Source organism: Brumimicrobium salinarum, from assembly GCF_002844555.1.
Lineage (GTDB): Bacteria > Bacteroidota > Bacteroidia > Flavobacteriales_D > Crocinitomicaceae > Brumimicrobium > Brumimicrobium salinarum.
Genome location: NZ_PJNI01000002.1, coordinates 159,440 through 181,900, shown reverse-complemented (window position 1 = coordinate 181,900; position 22,461 = coordinate 159,440). Strand labels below are relative to the sequence as shown.

Annotated in this window: 19 protein-coding genes; 9 read left to right on the top strand and 10 right to left on the bottom strand. The window is 33.2% G+C overall.

Annotation, left to right across the window (positions count from 1 at the left end; all coding sequences use genetic code 11):
* Positions 1-18: 18 nt before the first annotated feature.
* Positions 19-990 (bottom strand): porphobilinogen synthase, encoded by a 972-nt coding sequence (hemB, locus tag CW751_RS03780; protein ID WP_101333671.1) that lies wholly within the window; start codon positions 988-990, stop codon positions 19-21.
* Positions 991-1,136: 146 nt separating this feature from the next.
* Between hemB and CW751_RS03775 the strand changes: the two genes are divergently transcribed.
* The 6 genes from CW751_RS03775 (at position 1,137) to CW751_RS03750 (ending at position 9,135) form a co-directional block, all read left to right on the top strand.
* Positions 1,137-2,048 carry a hypothetical protein gene (locus CW751_RS03775; protein ID WP_101333670.1) on the top strand — a complete coding sequence of 304 codons (912 nt, stop codon included), beginning with the start codon at positions 1,137-1,139 and terminating at the stop codon, positions 2,046-2,048.
* 43 nt (positions 2,049-2,091) lie between these two features.
* Positions 2,092-2,523, top strand: coding sequence for a hypothetical protein (locus CW751_RS03770; protein WP_101333669.1), 432 nt, complete (start codon positions 2,092-2,094; stop codon positions 2,521-2,523).
* A 23-nt stretch (positions 2,524-2,546) separates the two neighbouring features.
* Positions 2,547-5,639, top strand: coding sequence for an ATP-binding cassette domain-containing protein (locus tag CW751_RS03765; RefSeq protein WP_101333668.1), 3,093 nt, complete (start codon positions 2,547-2,549; stop codon positions 5,637-5,639).
* Between the two features lie 630 nt (positions 5,640-6,269).
* A complete protein-coding gene (locus CW751_RS03760) occupies positions 6,270-7,610 on the top strand; it encodes an LTA synthase family protein (protein WP_205677777.1) in 1,341 nt (446 codons plus the stop codon).
* The gene (locus CW751_RS03755; RefSeq protein ID WP_101333666.1) at positions 7,607-8,473 is read left to right on the top strand and encodes a diacylglycerol/lipid kinase family protein; all 867 of its coding nucleotides are present in this window, start codon (positions 7,607-7,609) and stop codon (positions 8,471-8,473) included. The genes CW751_RS03760 and CW751_RS03755 overlap by 4 nt, the downstream gene beginning before the upstream one ends.
* Entirely contained in the window at positions 8,470-9,135 is a 666-nt protein-coding gene (locus tag CW751_RS03750; protein WP_101333665.1) for a uracil-DNA glycosylase, read from the top strand. Before CW751_RS03755 ends, CW751_RS03750 begins: the two co-directional genes overlap by 4 nt.
* 26 nt (positions 9,136-9,161) lie before the next feature.
* Here CW751_RS03750 and radC read toward each other — a convergent pair whose 3' ends face one another.
* The 8 genes from radC to pyrE all read right to left on the bottom strand — a co-directional run bounded on the left by radC (position 9,162) and on the right by pyrE (position 18,200).
* Positions 9,162-9,854, bottom strand: a complete 693-nt coding sequence (gene radC / locus CW751_RS03745; protein WP_101333664.1) for a RadC family protein — start codon at positions 9,852-9,854, stop codon at positions 9,162-9,164.
* Between the two features lie 124 nt (positions 9,855-9,978).
* Complete coding sequence (locus CW751_RS03740) at positions 9,979-12,246, bottom strand: aconitate hydratase (RefSeq protein ID WP_101333663.1); 2,268 nt, start codon at positions 12,244-12,246, stop codon at positions 9,979-9,981.
* A gap of 649 nt (positions 12,247-12,895) precedes the next feature.
* The gene (locus tag CW751_RS03735; RefSeq protein WP_101333662.1) at positions 12,896-13,648 is read right to left on the bottom strand and encodes an NYN domain-containing protein; all 753 of its coding nucleotides are present in this window, start codon (positions 13,646-13,648) and stop codon (positions 12,896-12,898) included.
* 24 nt (positions 13,649-13,672) lie between these two features.
* Positions 13,673-14,776 carry a toxin-antitoxin system YwqK family antitoxin gene (locus CW751_RS03730; RefSeq protein WP_101333661.1) on the bottom strand — a complete coding sequence of 368 codons (1,104 nt, stop codon included), beginning with the start codon at positions 14,774-14,776 and terminating at the stop codon, positions 13,673-13,675.
* A gap of 1 nt (position 14,777) precedes the next feature.
* Positions 14,778-15,173 (bottom strand): acyl-CoA thioesterase, encoded by a 396-nt coding sequence (locus CW751_RS03725; protein WP_101333660.1) that lies wholly within the window; start codon positions 15,171-15,173, stop codon positions 14,778-14,780.
* A complete protein-coding gene (locus CW751_RS03720) occupies positions 15,174-17,075 on the bottom strand; it encodes a polysaccharide biosynthesis protein (protein WP_101333659.1) in 1,902 nt (633 codons plus the stop codon). It lies immediately after the preceding gene.
* Between the two features lie 68 nt (positions 17,076-17,143).
* A complete protein-coding gene (locus CW751_RS03715) occupies positions 17,144-17,551 on the bottom strand; it encodes a hypothetical protein (RefSeq protein WP_101333658.1) in 408 nt (135 codons plus the stop codon).
* A 7-nt stretch (positions 17,552-17,558) separates the two neighbouring features.
* On the bottom strand, positions 17,559-18,200 hold the full coding sequence (pyrE, locus tag CW751_RS03710; protein ID WP_101333657.1) for an orotate phosphoribosyltransferase: 642 nt from the start codon (positions 18,198-18,200) through the stop codon (positions 17,559-17,561).
* A gap of 8 nt (positions 18,201-18,208) precedes the next feature.
* Here pyrE and CW751_RS03705 point away from each other — a divergent pair, with 8 nt between their 5' ends.
* Positions 18,209-18,817, top strand: a complete 609-nt coding sequence (locus CW751_RS03705; protein WP_101333656.1) for an NUDIX hydrolase — start codon at positions 18,209-18,211, stop codon at positions 18,815-18,817.
* On the opposite strand, the gene CW751_RS03700 is transcribed toward CW751_RS03705, so the two are convergent.
* Positions 18,810-19,664: an OmpA family protein gene (locus tag CW751_RS03700; RefSeq protein WP_101333655.1), complete on the bottom strand. Its 855-nt coding sequence runs from the start codon at positions 19,662-19,664 to the stop codon at positions 18,810-18,812. The two genes, CW751_RS03705 and CW751_RS03700, sit on opposite strands and share 8 nt — an antisense overlap.
* A 319-nt stretch (positions 19,665-19,983) precedes the next feature.
* On the opposite strand from CW751_RS03700, the gene CW751_RS03695 reads away from it, so the two are divergent.
* On the top strand, positions 19,984-21,837 hold the full coding sequence (locus CW751_RS03695; protein WP_101333654.1) for a PLP-dependent aminotransferase family protein: 1,854 nt from the start codon (positions 19,984-19,986) through the stop codon (positions 21,835-21,837).
* A gap of 107 nt (positions 21,838-21,944) precedes the next feature.
* A complete protein-coding gene (locus CW751_RS03690) occupies positions 21,945-22,460 on the top strand; it encodes a GNAT family N-acetyltransferase (protein ID WP_101333653.1) in 516 nt (171 codons plus the stop codon).
* Position 22,461 lies beyond the last annotated feature (1 nt).

Sequence of the window (22,461 nt, the reverse complement as noted above, 5' to 3'; positions counted from 1 at the left end):
TTATTGATAAATAGCTTTTTATTTCTTTAAAACTTGGGCATAATCTTTTGCAAAATAAGTAAGTATAGAACTTGCACCTGCCCTTCTCATACTTAAAAGAACTTCATGCATTGTCGATTCATAATCTAACCAACCTTGTAAAGCTGCAGATTTAACCATAGCGTACTCCCCTGACACATTGTAAGCTGTGATGGGTAAGTTAAAGTTATCATTTAAAGTCTGAATAACATCCAAATACGACAATGCTGGTTTTACCATTAGGAAATCTGCTCCCTCTTCAATGTCTAGCTCAGCCTCTATTAAAGCTTCTTTTTTATTAGCGGGATTCATTTGATACGTTTTTTTATCTCCTGCTTTAGGTGCGGAATCGAGTGCGTCTCTAAAAGGTCCATAAAATGCACTTGCATATTTAGCGCTGTATGACATTATACTGGTTTGGGTATAATTATTTTTGTCTAAGATCTGTCTGATTGCTTCCACTCGGCCATCCATCATATCAGAAGGTCCAATTATATCGAAGCCTGCTTGTGCTTGAGCCAAACTCATTTTAGATAAAACCGGAAGCGTCTCATCATTAAGAATAATTCCATTTTCAACAATTCCATCATGTCCATCAGTACTGTATGGATCAAGCGCTACATCACTCATGAGATTGATATCAGGGAACTCTTTTTTTAATTCCTTAGCAACGTGTAAATAAAAATTATCATCGGCATAGCTATATTCACCCTTTTTAGACTTTTTGTCTTCCGGAATAACAGGAAAGAGAACAAAATTACTAATCCCTAAAGCAATACAGCTTTCAACTTCTTTTAAAACCGATTGACTCCCCCATCTTTTGATACCAGGCATAGATTTAATAGCTGATTCTTCATTTTCTTTTTGCGTTACAAATAGTGGGTATATGAGATGCTGAATACCGATAAAGTTTTCTTCAACCATATTTCTGATAGCTGAAGATTTTCTATTTCTACGTGGACGTTTGTACATAATGTCTAAAATTTCAAATAAAATTGATTGCTCACAAAGCTATCACAATTTGAATGTTTTAAAAAAAAATGAGGAAAAAATGATTTTTTTCAGCTTTGACCATCTTATTTTAGTATTTTAGCCTGAGCAATAATTAATTACATATAATGAATAAAGGAAGATTTATAATTTTTAGTGGAATTTTATCCTCTCTCATACTGTTAAGTAGTTGTAAAGAAGGGAACAATGAGGTCGAGGTGAATAAGGAAGGAGAGAAAAAAGTTGATAAAACGTTGTTGGATCCGAATCGATCTTTCAACACTACTTTCGACGGCAAACTGTTTTCTGTACCATCACCAATACAAACAGCATTATTGATTCAGTCATTATCTATACCTTTTAACGAATCATTATTGAACGACCTAGATAGTGCTCAAAATCACAGTTCACTGACAGATCAATCAATTAATTTAGGGATTTATGGTGCTGATTTAGGATATGTAACACTTTATGACCAAAGTGCAAAGTCTCTTAATTACTTGAGCGTCGTTGAAGATTTAGCAAACAAAATTGGAATTGCTGGAGCTTTTGATAAATCATTCATCAATCGATTTGAAAGTAATAGCAATGATGAAGATAGTATGTTGGTTATTTTAACAGATGGATTCAGAAAAGCCGATAATTTTTTAAAGGAGAATAATCAAAAGAATTCCTCTGCTTTAATTCTTACTGGTGGATGGCTTGAAAGCATGTATTTTGCTACACAATTATATAAAGAAAGTAAAAACGATGAATTGCTTTCTCGTATTGGTGAACAAAAACAATCATTAGAAACCATTATTGAATTATTAGAGAAATATAATGCAAATGGAGAAAATGATAAATATTTGACTCATTTTAATGATTTGAAAGAATTGTTTATGGAGATTAAAACCTCTTATGAGTATGTAGAACCAGAAACAGATAAATCTCTGAAGTTAACTACTATTAAAAGTAAAATGAACATTGAGATATCTGAAGAGTTAGCAAATAAAATTATTGAAAAAATTGCTGCTGTTAGAGGAGAAATCGCATCATAGGCAATTTAATAAGTCATTAAAATCAAATTAAACGTTTAGAACAATGAAAAAGGGAATTATTTTTGGATTATTCTTGTCAATTATATGGACATTCAACCTACAAGCACAAGATTGTGACTCTATCTATAGAGTAACAGAAAACTACATTGTTAATTCTGATGATGGTAGAGCTTTTGTTTCAGATGGACAGGTTTACACCGCATTTTTAGATAATGAGAGAGCTGAGTTTAACACTACGCTTTATGGTAATACAGTATACAGAATAGCTGCTTCAGCAGGGACAAAAGATGATTACGCAATATTTACGATTCGCGATATGGAAGATAATATTTTATTTACCAACAAAGATCATTTAAACAACCCCTATTGGGATTTTAAAATTGAGTCTACAGTGCCTGTTAAAGTGCAAACTGAATTGGATACTAACAAAAAGATAACTGGTTGCATAGTCATGATGATTGGGTTTTTGAAATAATAATTTACTACTACTTTTGAGACATGAGTGAAAAAATTCTACGGGCGCTTATGCAGCTTTTTGCTATTATTGCAAGAGTTGATGAGGTCGTTGATTTAGAAGAGGTTGAAGTGATCACGAGTTCGCGAGGACGAAAAGTGGTTAAAAACTTTTTGGGTCAAGAATTAAATGCTAGTCTCGTAGAGGAATATTTAAAGATCTTTGATGAGTATTTGAATACGCATCACGGAATTAAGCGGAGAAAAAATGGAGTTAAAAAACGAACTTCTGTAAACTCTGTGAAAATTCTTCGCATTTGCTCTGAAATCAATCAGGAACTAACGCAAAAGCAAAAAATTATTGTTCTTGTACGTATAATTGAGTTTATACAATCGAATGATAATGTCGAAAGTCAAGAGATTGAATTTGTTAACACTGTTGGTGAATCTTTTAATGTTAGCAAAGAGGAATACGATCTATTGTTCGATTTTATTGATTTAAATTCGAACAATATTCAAGACCATCCAAATATTCTTTATATAACGCCAGAAAGTAATAGCGACCTTAATAAAGCAAAGCAAGTTGAGCGAAAAGATGTAGAAGGTATAATTGCATTTATAAAAGTCGACAGTGTAAATCTTTATTTTTTAAAATATGTAGGTGACTCACAAATCTTTTTGAATGGTCAAATCATATCCCGATCACGACAACAAGTTTTCAATCCTGGATCGTCTATTAGAACGGAAAAATCAAATCCGATTTACTATTCAGATATCATCACTCGTTTTCTTGATGATGGCAATCAAGAACATTTATTATTTGAGTGCGAACATGTTGAATATCGTTTTCCCAACAATAAAATTGGTTTACATGATGTAAATTTCTCTGAAAACAACGGAGCATTAGTTGGAATTATGGGAGGATCTGGAGCAGGAAAGTCTACCTTGCTTAATGTTTTAAATGGAAATCTTTCCCCCTACTCTGGAAGTGTAAAAATAAATGGAATAGACATACACAAAGAAAAAAGTGAGATTGAAGGAATTATAGGTTTTATATCTCAAGATGATTTGTTAATTGAAGAACTAACAGTTTTTGAAAATCTCTATTTCAATGCACAGCTATGCTTTTCTACACTCAACAAGCAACAAATTACTAAAAAAGTAATCGCCTTGTTAAAGTCAATTGGACTCTATGAGGTTCAATCTTTAAAAGTGGGAAGTCCATTGGAGAAAACGATTTCAGGTGGACAGAGAAAAAGATTGAATATTGCTTTAGAGCTCATTCGTGAACCTTCCGTTTTATTTGTTGATGAACCCACCTCCGGGTTAAGTTCAAGAGATTCAGAAAACATAATGGATTTACTAAAAGAATTAGCCCTAAAAGGAAAGCTAATCTTTGTGGTTATTCATCAACCTTCATCTGATATTTTCAAAATGTTTGATCGTTTGATGATATTAGACCAAGGTGGATATCCAATATTTTATGGTGACTCTGTGGATAGTATTGTATATTTTAAAACAGAAATTGAACACGCCAATAGTGATGAAAGAGAGTGTCCAACCTGTGGAAATGTTAATCCAGAACAAATTTTCAACATAATAGAAGCTAAAGTTGTTGACGAATTTGGAAACCTAACAGCTAAACGTAAGATTACACCTGAAGAATGGAATAGTCGATATATTCAAGCTAGAATTGAACACGAAACAGACAGGGTTATCGGAAAACCGAATGTTTTTAATAAAATACCCAATAAACTTAAGCAATTTAGTGTCTATTTTAAAAGAGATATTTTATCCAAGCTAACCAATCAACAATATGTTTTACTCAACACCATTGAGGCACCTGTTCTTGCATTAATTCTCGGATTTTTTGTAAAATATTTCGGTTCAACCAACTCTAACTCTACTTATACCTTTGAAAACAGTGAGAATTTACCTCAATTTCTTTTTATAGCAGTTGTTGTTGCTTTATTCTTAGGTTTAACAGTTGCCGCAGAAGAAATTATAAAAGACCAAAAGATATTAAAAAGAGAATCATTCCTCAACTTATCACGTGCGAGTTACATCTTTTCTAAAATTTCAATTATGTTTATTATTTCCGCATTCCAAACAGCAATGTTTGTTCTCATTGGGAATTACATACTCGAAATAAAAGGAATGTGGCTTGAGTACTGGCTCATATTATTTTCCACTTCTTGTTTTGCCAATATTTTAGGTCTAAATATTTCTTCTACTTTCAATTCTGCAAAAGTAATTTACATTTTAATTCCCATTATGATTATACCTCAATTACTTTTTAGTGGTGTAATTGTACAATTTGATAAGTTACATCCCACCATATCCAAAGAAAATAGTGTACCTTGGATTGGGAATATTATGGCCTCTCGTTGGGCTTATGAAGGATTAGCAGTAGTTCAATATAAGAAGAATAAATATGAAGCTCCTTTTTATACCATCGATCAAAAAAAGAGTGAGGCTTCGTGGAAGAGAGATTATTGGCTGCCAGAATTAAGGAATCAACAAAGTGTTTTAATTAATAACTATCATGAGAAACCGAATTCAGATAAAGTTGAAAAGGCCAAAAAGGTATTAATTAATGAAATTCAAAAAGAAGAAAAACTCTATGATCCAAGTTTAGATTTCACTTGTTCTGGGTGTGTGGATGCACTAAAGAATGATGAGTGGAATGAAGAGATTAGCAAGAATATGACTGATTACTTTAAAATTTTGAAAAATATTTACATGTCTGAAGTAAACGAGGCCATGGAAGGGCGAACAAAAAGAATCAATCAGATTGGAGTTGAAAAATATCAACATCTACGAACCAACTACTTCAATGAATCATTATCAGATTTAGCAACCAATAGAAACAATTTAGACAAAGTTATATACGTTAACAATCAAATTATTCAAAAAGCTGATCCTATTTACAAAGTTCCAAGAGGAGATAGCTTTTTTGAAACCCATTTTTATGCACCTGGAAAAAATCTTTTCGGAATCTACATACCTACGTTTTACGCTAATATTTTAGTAATCTGGATGATGTCTGTTTTACTGATTATCACCCTATATTTTGATTTATTTAGAAAATTATTTGCGGGAGCATCTGTAATTTTTCAAAAAATTAAGCGTTTCTAAAACCTTTACTTTATTTTTTAATTAAAAAGCGTAGAGACGCTAATAAAATTGTTATTTTCGGGAATCTTATCAAGGGTAAAAAAACGAAAAATAACGATGTATTCCGCATTACTTCAGAAAAATATAGTCTTAATTAAGCGTTTAGCCATTACTTTATTAATGCTAAGCTTGACACGGATAATTTTTTACATAGCCAATGCGGAAGCTTTTAAATTTGTTGGGTTTACTGACTTTATAGCTGGGATATGGATGGATATTATTACAATTGGCATATATTTTATTCCATTTTATGCCTTATCTCTTCTCCCCTTTCCTTTTGTTGCTCATAAAGTTTACCAATTAATCCTGAAAATTATCTTTCATATTACCAATGCTACAATTATAGCTTTTAATTTAATAGATGTTGAATATTTCAAATTTACCAGTAAACGAAGTACCGCAGATCTCTTTACTTTAGTCTCGACTGGTAATGACATAAACCAACTTCTAACGACCTTTATCATAGATTTTTGGTGGTTAATTATCTTGTTTTTAATTCTTCTATTTATCAGCCACGTTCTGTACAATAAAACGAATGTAAAACCATGCACGTCAGTGAGGTACCCTATTAATATAGCAAACTTTGTGATAATGGCTGGACTATTATTTATACTAGGAAGAGGCGGTCTAGGTTATCGACCAGCAGATATGCTTACTGCCTCACAGCTCACTTCACCTCAAAATTCTTCATTGGTTTCCAATACTCCTTTAAGCATTATTAAAACAATTGGAAAAGCATCATTGGTAGAAGCAAATTTTTTCCCAGATAATAGCGACAAAATTTATACTCCAATACACAAGGGCTCACAAAAACATCAATTACGAGAAAATCTTAACGTAATGGTGATTATTATGGAAAGTTTTGGAAATGAATGGATCGGAAAAAAAACAGGACAGCCTTACACTCCTTTTTTAGATTCATTGTTAGATCAATCTTTATATTTTGAAAATGCTTTTGCGAATGGAAAAAAATCTATTGAAGCTGTTCCTGCAATTTTTGCAAGCATTCCAAGCCTTTTGGACAATCCCTATATTTCTTCACCTTATGGAACAAATTCTATTGAGGCCTTACCTAAGTTACTTGGAGAAGTTGGGTATAGCTCGGCATTCTATCATGGTGCAACCAATGGCTCAATGAAATTTGATGTATTTACAGCACATTTAGGCTTCGATCAGTATATAGGACGAAAAGAATATAATAACGAAAAACACACAGATGCAACCTGGGGAGTTTTAGATGAATATTTTATGCCATGGACAGCCAAATCCATTACCAAAGATTTAAAAGAACCTTTCATGGCAGGTTTATTCACCTTATCCTCGCATCATCCATATTTTGTCCCTGAGGAACATCGATCAGTGCTACCAAAAGGTGAACATCCCATGGCACAATCAATAGCTTATGCTGATATGAGTTTACAGTTATTTTTTGAGGCTGCAAAAGAAGAGCCTTGGTATGATAATACTGTATTTGTTATTTGTGCCGATCACACACCAGCAGGAACTTCTATGCGTTATATGCAAAGAATTGGTATGTATCAAATTCCTATTGCTTTTTATGATCCTCAAGGAGAATTACAGGCCAAGACAGCAAATCAATTATTTAACCACATAGATATAATGCCAACAGTTTTAGACTTAATTGGATATAATAAACCTGTATATTCGTTTGGAAATTCCTATTTCTCAAATAATGAACCATTTGCAGTTAATTATATTGAAAATTCACATTTATTCTTTAAAGGTGATTATATGTTGAATTTTGTTAAAGACGAAGCTACAGGTCTATATAATTATAAATCTGATACGCTGATGTATCATGATTCACTTGCTTATTTCCCCCAATTAAAGGATGATATGGAACAAGAGTTAAAAGGTATAATACAACGATATAACCACGATTTAATTCATAATACAATGAGGCTTCCATGAAAAAACATATACTTTTTATTATCAATCCGATATCGGGTGTGGGTAAAAAAAACATTTTACCCGATTTGATTGCAAAGTATATCAACCAATCACTTTTTGAGTACGAAATTGTTTTTACCCAACATAAAGGTCATGCAGAGGAACTTAGTGCGCAAGCTGCAGAAAAAAACATTGATGTTGTATGTGTAGTTGGTGGAGATGGTTCTGTTCATGAAGCAGGAAAAGCGCTCATTCATAAAAAAACAGCTTTAGCCATTTTAGCCACAGGATCTGGAAATGGAGTTGCAAGACATTTAAAACTACCTTTAAATTTAAAACATGCCATCAAAAGGATTAATGATTTCAATGTTAAAAAAATAGATACGGTTTTATTAAATAATCAGCCTTTTATTGGTGTTGCGGGATTTGGTTTTGATGCGTTAATTGCCGAAAAATTTGATCAGTATCACAATAGAGGTTTAATGAGCTATGTTCGATTAGTTCTGAAAGAAATTAGATATTTTAAGGGGGTAAATATCCAAATAAATCAACGTAAATCAACAGAAAACATTTTACTTTGCTGTATTGCTAATACTTCTCAATTTGGAAATGGATTTACAATTGCACCCAACGCTAAAGTGAATGACGGTAAGTTTGAACTTATTGTTATAAAATCAGCTCATATATTTACACTTTTACCATTGTTTGTGCTATCTATTATTGGAAAATTGCATTGGTCTAAAAAAGTTAGCATTGAACGATTTAAAGAAGTTAACATTCAATTAAAAACATTAATGTGTCACTTGGACGGTGAACCTCAAGAAGAAATACAGGAAAACAATCAAGTACGCATTCAACCGCAATCATTAAATGTATTGGTATGAAGCATTTACTAAATCAAGAATGGCAAAAATCATTAGCTCAGGAATTTGACAAGTCTTATTTCAAACACTTGTCTTCCTTTATCGCAACTGAATACGATCAAAACATTGTGTATCCAGAACGTAAAAATATTTTCCGAGCTTTAAATTTAACAGCTCCAAATCGAGTAAAGGTCGTTATTATTGGTCAAGACCCTTATCATGGTTCTCACCAAGCTAATGGATTAGCCTTCGCTGTGAACGAGGGAATTTCATTTCCTCCATCACTAAGAAATATTTTTAAAGAATTAGAGAATGACACTAATTCAGCTCCCCCACTTCATGGCGACTTATTACATTGGAGTAAGCAAGGGGTTTTACTTCTTAACGCTACACTTACTGTTCGTTCTGGACAAGCAGGTTCACATCAAAATAAAGGTTGGGAAACCTTTACAGATGAAGTTATTAGAACAATTTCACGTCAAAACAAAGATGTTATTTTCCTACTTTGGGGCGGCTTTGCAAAAAAGAAGGCAAAATTAATTGATCAATCAAAACATCACTTGTTAATGAGTGGACATCCTTCACCATTAAGTGCAAATAGAGGATATTGGTTCGGAAATAAACATTTTAGTAAAACGAATGATTTGCTCCAACAATTAAATCGAGCGCCAATCAATTGGTAATCTGAAATCAATAGAAACCTAAGTTATTACATTTTTCCATTCTCGATAAAACTATAATAGCCAGTATCTGTGATAATTAAGTGATCCAAAACAGGTAAATCAATCAGTTTACCAAATTGAACAAATCTTTTTGTTAAGTCGACATCCTGCGGACTAGGTAAAAGTTTTCCAGAAGGATGATTGTGAAGTAAAATACACGAAGAGGCTTTCATATCGAGGAGTTCTTTAAATATTAACTTTCCATCAGCTACGGTTCCCGACCGTCCACCTTTAGAAATAAGCTTGTTTCCCATTATTCTGTTACTTCTAGAAAGTCCTAAAACTCTAAACTCTTCATGTTCTAGGTCTTGAAAATCTCTTTTTACATTGTCAAAAACATCTTTTGCTTGAGATATTTTGGGTTTTAAAGGAATTTCTTCTGCTGCACGTCTACGCCCCAACTCCATAACGGCAATTATTGAAATGGCTTTTGCTTGTCCAACTCCATTGAAGTTCATTAATTCACTTTGATTCATTTTACCTAACTCGTAAAGGCTATTATCATGCGTTTTTAATATCTCTTGGCCCAATTCAACCGCTGACTTTTTATTGGTTCCCGATCCCAAAATAATTGCCAATAACTCTGCATTGGTAAGCGCATTTCTTCCTTTACTTTGAAGTTTTTCTCTTGGGCGATCTTCTTCCGCCCATGATTTGATTGTGGTGGTATTTTGATACATATATTTTAATTTAGGTTAACTGAAGTTAAGCATAAATTTTAATACCGCACAGCTTATCGTATATTTTTTTTAAAAAAAATGCCGTTTCATTTGAAACGGCATTTTAAATAAATGTTGAGTTATATTAAGCATTCGCTTTTTCTCTAATAAGGTTTAAAGCACTACCCGCTTTAAACCATTCAATTTGCTGTGCATTATACGTATGATTCAATTTAAGCTCTTCTTTAGCACCATCACTATGAACTACCTCAAGAGTGATTTGCTTATCTGGAGCAAATTCATTTAAATCTAAAAAGTTGAATGTGTCATCCTCTTTTATTTTATCATAATCACTTTCGTTAGCAAATGTTAAACCTAACATACCTTGCTTTTTCAAGTTAGTTTCATGAATACGCGCAAAAGATTTAACTATTACTGCCATTACTCCTAAATGACGAGGTTCCATTGCTGCATGTTCACGTGAAGAACCTTCACCGTAATTATGATCACCAACAACAATTGTAGGAATTCCAGCTGCCTTATATGCTCTTGCAGTAGCTGGAACTTCACCTTTTTCTCCAGTTAATTGATTAACAACTTCATTAGTAGCTTTTCCAAAAGCATTAACAGCACCAATTAAACAGTTGTTTGAGATGTTATCTAAATGACCACGGTAACGTAACCACGGCCCAGCCATTGAAATGTGGTCTGTTGTACACTTACCAAACGCCTTTATCAAAAGCTTCATCCCTGTAATATTTTCACCATCCCAAGGCTCAAAAGGTGTAAGTAATTGTAAACGATCTGAATCTTCTTTTACATTAACTTCTACATTACTACCGTCTTTTGCTGGTTCTTGATATCCATTATCTTCAACATCAAATCCTTTCTCTGGCAATTCCGTTCCTGTTGGTGGATCCAACTTTATATCCTCTCCATCTTCGTTTTTTAAAGTATCCGTCAAAGGATTGAAATCAAGACGACCAGCAATAGCCATTGCAGCTACAAGCTCTGGTGAGGTAACAAATGCGTGTGTATTTGGGTTTCCATCAGCACGCTTTGAAAAGTTTCTATTGAAAGAATGAATAATTGTATTTTTCTCTTGTTTGTCAGCTCCCGCTCTATCCCACTGACCTATACATGGTCCACATGCATTAGTGAAAATAGTGGCATCCAAATCTTCAAAAACCTTTAACAAACCATCTCTTTCAGCAGTAAAACGTACTTGTTCAGAACCTGGATTAATACCGAAGTCTGATTTTGTTTTTAGATTTTTATCTACTGCCTGTTGTGCAATTGAAGCTGCTCTAGTTAAGTCTTCATACGAAGAGTTAGTACAAGAACCTATTAATCCCCATTCAATATCTAGTGGCCAACCTTCCTTCTTAGCTACTTCTCCTAATTTATCAATAGGTGTAGCCAAATCTGGCGTAAATGGTCCATTTACGTGAGGCATTAATTCGCTTAAATTAATTTCAATAACTTGATCAAAATACTTTTCTGGTTCAGCATAAACTTCATCGTCACCTGTAAGGTGTTCTGCAACTTGATCAGCTAATTCAACAACATCTGCACGATCAGTAGCTTTTAGATAACGTCTCATTGAATCGTCATAACCAAAAGTTGAAGTTGTTGCTCCAATTTCAGCCCCCATATTACAAATAGTACCTTTACCAGTCGCCGAAAGTGATTTAGCACCTTCTCCAAAATACTCTACAATTGCTCCAGTTCCACCTTTAACTGTTAAGATACCAGCCACTTTAAGAATAACATCCTTAGAAGCTGTCCAACCATTAAGTGAACCCGTTAATTTAACACCAATTAATTTTGGAAATTTTAACTCCCACGGCATTCCTGCCATAACATCAACTGCATCAGCACCTCCGACACCGATCGCAACCATTCCAAGTCCACCAGCATTTACTGTATGTGAATCTGTACCAATCATCATTCCGCCAGGAAATGCATAATTTTCAAGAACTACTTGGTGAATAATACCAGCACCTGGCTTCCAAAATCCGATTCCGTATTTATTACAAACTGAACTTAGGAAATTAAAAACTTCATTATTTTTATTTAAACTTTCCTGTAAATCTTTATCGGCACCTAATTTGGCCTGAATAAGGTGATCCGCGTGAGCTGTTGAAGGAACTGCTACTTTATCTTTTCCCGCTTGCATGAATTGCAGCAACGCCATTTGTGCTGTTGCATCTTGCATAGCTACTCTATCTGGGGCAAAGTTCACATACGACTTACCTCGTTCGTAAACAGTTTCTGCTTTTCCGTCCCAAAGATGCGTATATAAAATTTTCTCCGATAAGGTTAACGGTTTATTTACAATTTTTCTTGCCGCTGCAATACGCTCGGGGTATCGCTCATAAACGGCTTTAATCATATCAATGTCAAAGGCCATATTATTTTTATTTTTTTAATTAATTTTTCTAAGCACTGCGAATATAGTAAAAATGCAAGGTATTAACAAGTGATAAAGGGCTTTTATAAAAGATTATGAATTCGAATTAAAACGATAGGGTTACCCATTTAAATCGCAGTTTGTAATTGCCAATTTACGTCTCATCCAAATCCAATATTTTATATTAATAGTCAGAACCTTGGCTTCTTATTGTTAATTGGGATAAATCAAAATAGATCCTTCGTAAAATAAAAAATTGATTTTTGATTGCCCCCCTATGAAACTGTCATCCTGAACCTTGGAAAATTTTTATTTTTCTAAGGGAAGGATCTCTTCAAATCAATTTACTATCAAAGTCTTTTACAATAAATGGTAAATAGATTTAAACGAAATTGCTTATTGCCATTTAAATGGGTAACCCTAGAAAACACTAAGCATCTCAAAAGGACTTTATTTTTCAATACATAAAACCATAAAAAGAATATCCAGTACTATTAAGTAAGAACAGAATTGTGAAGTATCTTTAATCAAACTAACCTTCAGAATTTACCTCTATTCTTAACAGAAAGCATATAAGAGTATTCAAGTTTTGTATTAAACAATAAAACAATACGTTAAGACTGATTTGTTCCTTTTTTAGAACATTTAATTAATCTACATTTTTTGATGATATGTTCTTTACAAAAATGTGTTTAGACCTGCTATTAGGCGCCTGACGCTCTTCAATTTTAACCGTTCCGATTGAATTCATTAGAGGCGTTAACTTATAAAACCCGAAATTTCTTGGGTCAAAATTTGGTTGTTTTTTATTTATTAAAGAGCCAACATCTCCAAGAAAAGCCCAACCATCATCATCTGCACAATCGTAAATCGTTTGTCTGATTAATCGCGTTACTTTTGGTGTAAGTTTTTGGACTGTTTCTTTCGCTTTCTTTTTGGTTTTGCCTTTTTTATCCTCTACTTCGTCTTCTTTAAGAATTTCTAAGTAAATAAACTTATCGCACGCTACAATGAATGGTTCAGGTGTTTTTTGTTCACCAATTCCGATTACAAATTTGCTAGATTCTCTTAATCGTGTTGCTAGTCGTGTAAAATCTGAATCTGAAGAAACAATGCAAAAACCATCAGTATCGCCGCTGTAAAGTATATCCATAGCGTCAATAATCATAGCAGAATCTGTAGCATTTTTACCTTGCGTGTAACCATATTGTTGAATGGGTTGAATTGCATTTTCAAGTAAAATATTCTTCCATTTTGACAAATGTGGCTTCGTCCAATCCCCATATATTCTTTTGATGCTTGGCGTACCATATTTGGCAATTTCTTCCATCATTTCTTTGATGTATTTGCTAGGTACGTTGTCACCGTCTATAAGTACGGCTAAATTTAAATCTTTATTCATATTTCTATTTCAAATAAAAATGGTTTACTTTTTCTTCCAAAACTGCCACCATTTTCGCTTTTTTGTTGTCGGCATTTCATCATCCTCATTTTTCTCATGCGGTTGATCCTCACCAACAGTTCTAATTTCATTACCGTATTTATCAAATACGTGTTCTTCAATCAATTCGCCACGTTTGTACTCGGCTTCTCTTTTTATCTTATCGTCCGGAAAACGCTCCATAAATCGACCGTGCTTCATGCCTCTTTTATAGGTTTCAAGAGTTTGGATATGCCCTTGAATATAGAAGGTTTTGAATGTTCCGTCTTTAACGTCTTTATTCCAACTTTCAGTTTTTAATAAACTACCATCATTGTAATAATATTTCCAATCACCATCTTTTAATCCTTCGTCGTAATTTCTTTCTTGCATCACATTTCCTGATGGACCATATTCAATATAAGCGCCATCAAAAACACCTTCTTTATAACTGACTTCTCGTTTTATTTTGGAACCTGGCCAGTATTCTTTCTTAATACCTTCTAGTTTACCATTGTTATAGATTTCAATTTTTACAGTGTCGTTTTCATACGTGGAATAGTGAATCTTTCTTTCTGCCCCATTAATTTTAACGGTTACAAAATCAGTTCCTACTTTATTTTGTCGATAAAAAATGGATTCTCCATGTTTCTCTCCGTTAAAGTAGTTTATTTTCCAAGCGACCAAACCACTGGTGTCATTATAATATGTCCATGTCCCATTTTCCACTCCAGTTATGTGATTCCTCACCACTTGTGGACAGCCTGACTGATAATAAGTCGTATCAATTCCATCTGTTTTTCCGTTCACAAAATGCACTAATCTTTGGCGCAAACCATTCATGTGACATGACTCACAATCTCCTGTAAAAGGTGTACCTGAAGAACGTGTGAGAACGAGGTTACTTCCAGGATCAGATTCTAATTTTTCATTACAATCAACAATATTGTCAAACTCATCACACTCCCAACTTGCATATCTTTTTCCTAGTCGATCGAGCGATTTCTGAAAACAAGGTCCGCGTTGATTTCCAAAAGCATTATTTTTTGATATTTGACTGTGTGCAAATGGAATACATAGTAAAAAAATGAGAATAACTACTTTATTCATATTATTGATCTAATTTTTGAAAAGCCTCTATAAATGAAGGAAATACTTTAACTGTTGATTGCGTTTTAAAATCAAAACAAACTAGTTTCGAACTACCTGTAGTTCTTACTTCATCATTTACTTTAACGGTATATCCAAAAGTAAAGCTCTTTTCTCCAATACGCTCTAAATGTACAAAAATTTTTGGAGTATCATTTAGCAATACAGGCTTAAGGTAAACCACCTCATTTTTTACTAGTAGCGTTCCGTGTTTTTGATAATCCCACTCAGCTCCTACTAATTGTTCGAAATAATGCATTCTTGCCATTTCGAAATAACTTAAATAAACTGCGTTATTAACGTGTCCCATCATGTCGCAATCTGCGAATCTAACTTGAATCTCTGCTGGTTTTAACATCTAATCTAATTTTGAATATTCTGAATTATTACTTTTAAATTCTGGTACAATTTGTTTCATAAGTTTTACTATAGCTTGATTATCTTGCTGATCAAAAAGAAGAATCAACTCTTCTATCAATTTTAATTTGGTGGATGAAGAAGCGGTAACACTACCTTTCATGATTTTTGGGTGGTGTGTTGGAAGTGTATTTTCTGTATCGGCAAGCAACTCTTCATAAAGCTTTTCTCCTGGTCTCAAACCCGTAATCTTAATCTCAATATCTTTCTCTAATTCCAATCCTGACAAACGAATCATTTTTTTAGCAAGATCAACAATCTTTATTGGCTTTCCCATGTCAAAAACATATATTTCACCACCCTTACCCATCGCTCCCGCTTCTAAAACAAGTTGACAAGCTTCTGGTATTGTCATGAAATATCTAGTTACATGTTCATTTGTAACCGTTACTGGCCCTCCCTCATCAATTTGTCTTTTAAAAAGTGGAATAACAGATCCATTTGATCCTAAAACGTTGCCAAACCGTGTTGTAACATATTGAGTGGTTGACTTTTCATTGATTGCTTGAGCATAGATTTCCGCAATTCTTTTAGAAGCTCCCATTACATTGGTAGGATTTACAGCTTTATCTGTTGAAATCATCACCATTTTAACAACCTTATATTTATCTGATAAGTCTACTATTGTTTTAGTACCCAAAACATTTGTCTTTATAGATTCAGACGGATTGGCCTCCATTAATGGAACATGCTTATAAGCAGCAGCATGGAAAACAATTGTAGGAGTATAGGTTTTAAAAAGTTTTTCCATGCGGGCTTTATCTCGGACATCACCGATAACAACTTCAACATTTTGATTCAACTCCTTAGATATCAGATCTATACGCAAGTCATACAACCCTGATTCCCACTGATCTAAAAGAATAACTTTCTTAGGGGAATAATTTACAACTTGACGAACAATACCACTACCAATAGATCCCGCAGCTCCTGTGATTAGAATTATTTGATCTTTGAGCTCTGACTTAACTGCTTCAACTTTAAGACTTATTGGATCTCGTCCAAGTAAATCGTCAATATTTATCTTTCGAATTTGGTTGAGTTGAAATTCACCGTCAATCCATCGTTTAAAACTAGGTACTTTTTTTATCTCAACATTTTTCTCTAAACAAGTTTCAATAATTTGATTTACATTCTTATTAATAGGGTTTTGAATGGCAACAATCAATTCATTAATTTCATGTTTGTCGATTAAACACTTCAACTTTGAGCTATGATAAATTTTAGCCCCCTCTAACCTACTCCCCTTCAGCTTTTTATTGTCATCTACAAAACCTATTATTTTAACACCTATTGATGGATCTTTCTCTATGGTTCTTTTCGTAATTAATCCAGAAACACCCGAACCATAAATAATTACATTTTTTCGATCTTCTGTTTTTGGCTTATGAAATTCATAATACAATACTTTAATTGAAAATCTGAAACCAATCAAGAAAAGTAAAGAAGCTAAAAACTCTACAACTAAAACAGAAGTTGGTAGAACATACCGTTCATCAAAGTAGAATTTTCTTATAAAACTCGTAAAAGCTAAAATTAAAGAAAAGGTGAGTAATGCAAAAAATATTCGTTTTACATCCTCTAATGAAGTATGTCGAATTAGGCCTTTATGAATTTTAAAAAAATAAAATACAGCAAATTTAAGAATCACAATAAAAGGGAGAACCTCTTTAATAAATCCCCATTCTTGTTTAATTAATTCTGAATCCGTATAAAAATCAAATCGCACAAAATAAGCTAGTACGAGTGCTGCTAAACTTATAATTACATCAATAACCATTACAACCCAACGGGGAACGGTTTCAAAATTTAAAAATAATGTTGGAATTGATTTTTTACTCATTATTTAACTTCTAATTTTTATAAAAACATAGAAGACTAAGCACTTTTTAAGGCTAAAAAAACACTTTTTTATTTTTGATCAGCAAAAACAGTCGTCATTCTTTCTGTCATGTGATTAAATAAATTTGTCAAAGGTTTTTTAACCATCATTTTTAAAAAAGCGTTTACTTCTCCATCAAATGCAATATATCCTTCCGTCTTCCCGTCCTTATCTTCTAAATGTACAGAAAGTTTAAACGGGAAAGGAGATTTACTACCTGACGTCATTTTTATCTCTTGGGTTGGAATTAATTCTTTTTGTTCTAAAGAAATTACAATTCCTCCTTGAACCTTAAACGAACAATCCTTTTCCGAGCCTTGAAAATCTTTCACTTCATTTTCTGGAAGTAATTGTTCAAGATTTCTTGTGTCTGATATAAAGTTAAATACGCTTTTAACATCAGCGTTTACAACAGTTTTTTCACTTTTAATTTTCATAATTTATTTATTTTTTCCAAGATTGTGGTGCAGTTCTCCATTCCTTTAAAGATTTTAAATCATTCTCGTTTATGGTTCCTTGTTTTAATGCACTCTCAATCATAATGTCATAGTTTGACAAAACTTTTAAAGGACATCGCGCGGCTTTAAACGCTTCATCGGCGGTATCGAATCCATAATGGAATATGGCCATAACGCCTTTTACATTGAGTTTTGCATTTCTCAATGCCTCTACTGCTTTTAAACTGCTACCTCCTGTTGAGATTAAATCCTCAATAACAACAACATTTGCTTCACTGGTGTAATCTCCTTCTATCATGTTTTCAAGTCCATGTCCTTTGGCCGATGAACGAACATATATAAAAGGTAAACCTAACTCTTGTGCAACCAAAGCTCCCATTGCAATTCCTCCAGTAGCGACTCCAGCAATAATTTCTGGCTTTCCAAATTCTTCTAGAATTGCGTTACAAAAACTTTGTCTTATAAAAGTTCTAATATTAGGATACGACAGCGTTTTTCTGTTGTCACAATATATGGGGGATTTCCAACCTGAAGACCATGTAAAGGGGTCATTTGGTTGAAGTTTGACAGCTTTTATTTGTAGTAAAAATTCTGCTATCTTTGCTGAATTATCAATATCTGTAATCATATTCGCAAATGTATAAAGTTTTTATCGATAATATTCCAATTTACTTTCAAAAAGATAAGTCTACATCATCTTCTCTACCAAATCGTTTCCTACCTGCACTAAAAATCAATGACTTTAACCTCTTTCGTTCCGAATTGAAACAGTCAAATCAACAGCGGTTCTTCTTTAACTCACCAGATCCTGAACAAACCATGAATCAATTCTTCAAAAACTTCATTACAATTGAAGCCGCTGGAGGTATTGTGCAAAACGTGAAAACTCAACATTTATTATTTATCTACAGAAATGATCATTGGGATATTCCTAAAGGAAAAATAGAAAAAGATGAATCACCAGAAGAAGCCGCAATTCGAGAGATTCAAGAGGAATGTGGAATAACATCGTTGAAAATCATAAAACCGCTGACAAATACATTTCACGTTTACTTTGCTTATAACAATTACTACTTCAAGAAAAATTATTGGTATTTTCTTGAGACGGATGAAATAAATGTAAAACCTCAATTAGAAGAAGATATTCGAGAAGTAAGATGGTTTAAAAACGAAGATCTTTATCTTGTGGTGAATAATACTTTTGCGTCTATCAAAGCTGTAATCGAACCGTTTAAATCTAAATAAACTTAAACACTACTCGCCTATTCATTTGTTTTCCTTCCCTTGTTTTATTCGTTTCTATCGGTTGCCGTTTTCCCTTAAAGTCAATTTCTAATTTTTCAGGTTCAATACCTTGTGCTTTAAAATAATCACGTATAGCCTTTGCTCTTCTTTCTGAAAGTCCAATGTTGTACTGGTCAGTTCCTACAGCATCAGTGTGCCCTATTATCTCAACTCTCAAGTCATGAATACCGTCTAAAACACGTGCCATTCGATTCAAATATTCATGAAACTCGGGTTTTATTTCAGATTTATCATGATCAAAGTAAATGGGTTGAAACTTAAAGTTCATCTGCTCAGCTTTCATTATCTCAGGTGCTGGATATCCTTTTTGATAATTTCGTATAAATCTATGTTTCCAAAGATGAGTAGATGCTGGTTTCTTATCTGTATTTACTGGATGGTTTGAACGAAAAAAAACGACTTCTCCTTGATAATTTCGACAATCCGAACTCACGTAAGTACCTTTTAAATACCCCGTAGAATCAATATATTTTAATTCATAATTTAGTTTACAAACTGGAGAAAGACGCGTATTTGAAGATTTTCGCCCATATTCTTCTGATAGTCGCAGTTGATTTTCTTTTTGATCGCCCGTGAAAGATTTAACTGCAAAATCAGTTCCGTCAAGTAATTCTATTCGTGTAAGACCTGAAACTTTTGTGTTGTTTGCAGTTAATTTGAGATAAATAACATCAGCTTTTTTTAATGAAGCTCCATTGTGAATTAGTATTCCAGACCAATTTCCGGTTAAATCTTGTGTCCTCCCTAATAGGGAACATATAAAAAATAAAAATACAAGTTTCTTCATCGGTGAATACAAATATTCAAATTTTGTTCCACCCTATCAAGTTTTTAGAATATTTTAATTTTAGGATCTATTATTTGTGGTTAACATTAATGTCTATGCAATCATTTCAATACCTCTCGTATGAACAAAAATATCCATTTCCCGGAGACTGAATTTAATTATATACCCTTCCGCTTGTATAACCCACCAAATATTAATTCAAGACTTCATATAAGGAATAACCTATTAAATTTAAAAAAGACTACTGAAAACTTACGCCAAAAAATTTCAATAAAACTGCTAATTATTGTACATTGCGCCGCTAATAATCAAAGAAGATATGAAAACAAACAAAATACAAGATTACATCAAAAATGTTATTATTAATTTACCCACTGATTGGCTAAATTTGACCACACATAGACTTGATATTTACAATGAATCCTTAGCAAAAACAGCCTTTCTAGATGGATTTGAGAAGCTTTACTTAGAAAATAATGCTGAACAAAATGAATTATCTGCCCTACCAACCGCTTATGATTACATTCGCTTAGGACATCCGCTTTCCAGTATCTTAGAATGGAGCATTGCCAAAATGAACGACCTAAATCCTGAGGCAGTTATTAGTTTTTCTTCAAAAACAGCACCTATTTTAGCTGTTTTGAGAAAAAATTTATTGGACAACAAGGCAACTAGAATTTTATATTTTGATAAGCTCCCAGAATGCTTTGATGAGGAGGTCATAAAACGTGTTTACGGTTATAAATTCAAGACACAAAAAATTGAAAACATTCAAGCTGTTGAATCTGTTGAAGAAACAACTATTTTAATTGATACCAAAGAGGATATCAGCGCTGAAAGAAATCTATACACTTCAATAGACTTTTTCGTTGAAATTTATAATGGACTCGGCAGCATCATCCTTACTAACGGTTTAGATAATAACAAATACATAAATGAAATACAACACGTTAGAAGAAGAGAAACAATTTCTATGACTCCTCAAAACAGTTATAGAGCACTTCAGGAATTAACCTCAACTTCCTATGAAAAAGAAGACAAAAACACCACTAAAAAGGAGAAAGAAACAGTACAAAGTTTAATTCAGCAAATTTCTGGTTCTGAAACAAAAGCTTTAGCTGCTTCTAGTGGACTCTCTATGCAATACGCAATTATGATGGGACTCATAGAAGATGCTCTTGAAAATCATCCAAACAAAGAGATAAAATTTATTGTTCCTCCAAACTGTTATGGTGGAACCAATGATCAAGCGAGAAGAGTTGCTGCTTGTTTAGACAATGTAGAAATTGTAGACTTACCCGTTGATGGTGACAATGATATGGTTCAAAGTATAAATAAGGTTTTAAATACACTTGGTGAGATTGATGCTATTCCATACATAATTGCAGAGATTCCAACAAACCCGCGTGTTGAAGTGCCCAATCTAGATGATTTAAAGGCTGTTTTAACAGCTAAAAGAACAACAAAAAGTGGCGAACAAGCTATTGATCCTGTTTTTATATTAGATCAAACATTTTGTCCAAATGTCCACTTCTTAGGAGAGGGAGAAATTTTATCTGAGGTACGTACCATTTCATACGCGAGTGGTTCTAAATTTCCAAGTGGAGGAAAATGTACAGCAGGATATTGCATAGGTAATACAAAAACAAATCGACTTATCGACAAGGTTGAAAAACATCTTTTAATATGTGATAATGAAGCTACAGCCTTACAATATGAGATTTTGGCTGAACAAATGCCATCAATGAATCAAAGAATTGAATCAGCCTATAAAAACACTAAAGCTTTTGTTGAATTTATAAAAAATGAATTACCTCCTGCAAAGGTTAACTTTGTGTCAGATGAACTTGCCAAAGATGGTTTTACGCCTTCTGTTTTTTCTTTAGACCTACCAACATTTGGTGATACACCAGAAGAAAGAGAAGAAAACAAGCGTAAGTTAAACTTAAAACTCATCAATATGATGATCACAGAGATTCCTGAGGAAAGTAAATACTGCGTAAGCTATGGGCAATTAAAAGGATGTTACTGGACAATTCCAGCGACTTCAACTCAAGGAACAACAAAAGAAGGAGACAAAGACTATATTGTCAGGGCTTCACTTTCTGGACAAATGGATTTGGATAGACATAAAGCAGTTTTTAAAGCATTCGTTAATTCCCTAGATCAATAATTCAATCCATTTTAGAAAAATAAACTTTTCCAAAGATATAAGTTCGAGCGTTATGTTTGGTCGTAAAAGCTTCAACTAATGTCGGAAATTTGTATCTTTGGAAAACCATGCTTAAAGGAAAAAATATTTATCTCAGACAGATTGAGGAAACAGATGTGAACATATTGTTAATGTGGGAAAATGACACCAACCACTGGCGTTATAGCGAAACAGAAGCACCATTTTCATTGTTACAATTACAACATTATGTCAAAAATGCGAGTCATGTCAGGCAAAACCAACAATTGCGTTTCGTTATTTGCAGACTTGATAACCACACAGCTGTAGGGACAGTAGATTTATTTAAAATTGACTTCAAAAACAAAAAGGCAGGTATAGGAATCTTAATAGCCAATCAAGCGGATAGAAATAAAGGTTATGCCCAAGAGGCACTTTTTTTAATGGAGCGCTTTGCATCACACAAAATGGAACTAGAACAGCTTTATTGTGACATACAAGCAGACAATTTTAAGAGCATAAAGTTGTTTGAAAAGGCAAAATATGTTCGAAATGGAACAAAAAAGAATTGGTACATAATTAAAAATAACGCTATTGATGCTTATTTTTACCAAAAATTTATTTAAA

Bases quoted from the DNA above. Each gene is read 5' to 3' on its own strand.
- hemB (WP_101333671.1), bottom strand. From the start codon at position 990: ATGTACAAACGTCCACGTAGAAATAGAAAATCTTCAGCTATCAGAAAT.
- CW751_RS03775 (WP_101333670.1), top strand. From the start codon at position 1,137: ATGAATAAAGGAAGATTTATAATTTTTAGTGGAATTTTATCCTCTCTC.
- CW751_RS03770 (WP_101333669.1), top strand. From the start codon at position 2,092: ATGAAAAAGGGAATTATTTTTGGATTATTCTTGTCAATTATATGGACA.
- CW751_RS03765 (WP_101333668.1), top strand. From the start codon at position 2,547: ATGAGTGAAAAAATTCTACGGGCGCTTATGCAGCTTTTTGCTATTATT.
- CW751_RS03760 (WP_205677777.1), top strand. From the start codon at position 6,270: ATGGCTGGACTATTATTTATACTAGGAAGAGGCGGTCTAGGTTATCGA.
- CW751_RS03755 (WP_101333666.1), top strand. From the start codon at position 7,607: ATGAAAAAACATATACTTTTTATTATCAATCCGATATCGGGTGTGGGT.
- CW751_RS03750 (WP_101333665.1), top strand. From the start codon at position 8,470: ATGAAGCATTTACTAAATCAAGAATGGCAAAAATCATTAGCTCAGGAA.
- radC (WP_101333664.1), bottom strand. From the start codon at position 9,854: ATGTATCAAAATACCACCACAATCAAATCATGGGCGGAAGAAGATCGC.
- CW751_RS03740 (WP_101333663.1), bottom strand. From the start codon at position 12,246: ATGGCCTTTGACATTGATATGATTAAAGCCGTTTATGAGCGATACCCC.
- CW751_RS03735 (WP_101333662.1), bottom strand. From the start codon at position 13,648: ATGAATAAAGATTTAAATTTAGCCGTACTTATAGACGGTGACAACGTA.
- CW751_RS03730 (WP_101333661.1), bottom strand. From the start codon at position 14,776: ATGAATAAAGTAGTTATTCTCATTTTTTTACTATGTATTCCATTTGCA.
- CW751_RS03725 (WP_101333660.1), bottom strand. From the start codon at position 15,173: ATGTTAAAACCAGCAGAGATTCAAGTTAGATTCGCAGATTGCGACATG.
- CW751_RS03720 (WP_101333659.1), bottom strand. From the start codon at position 17,075: ATGAGTAAAAAATCAATTCCAACATTATTTTTAAATTTTGAAACCGTT.
- CW751_RS03715 (WP_101333658.1), bottom strand. From the start codon at position 17,551: ATGAAAATTAAAAGTGAAAAAACTGTTGTAAACGCTGATGTTAAAAGC.
- pyrE (WP_101333657.1), bottom strand. From the start codon at position 18,200: ATGATTACAGATATTGATAATTCAGCAAAGATAGCAGAATTTTTACTA.
- CW751_RS03705 (WP_101333656.1), top strand. From the start codon at position 18,209: ATGTATAAAGTTTTTATCGATAATATTCCAATTTACTTTCAAAAAGAT.
- CW751_RS03700 (WP_101333655.1), bottom strand. From the start codon at position 19,664: ATGAAGAAACTTGTATTTTTATTTTTTATATGTTCCCTATTAGGGAGG.
- CW751_RS03695 (WP_101333654.1), top strand. From the start codon at position 19,984: ATGAAAACAAACAAAATACAAGATTACATCAAAAATGTTATTATTAAT.
- CW751_RS03690 (WP_101333653.1), top strand. From the start codon at position 21,945: ATGCTTAAAGGAAAAAATATTTATCTCAGACAGATTGAGGAAACAGAT.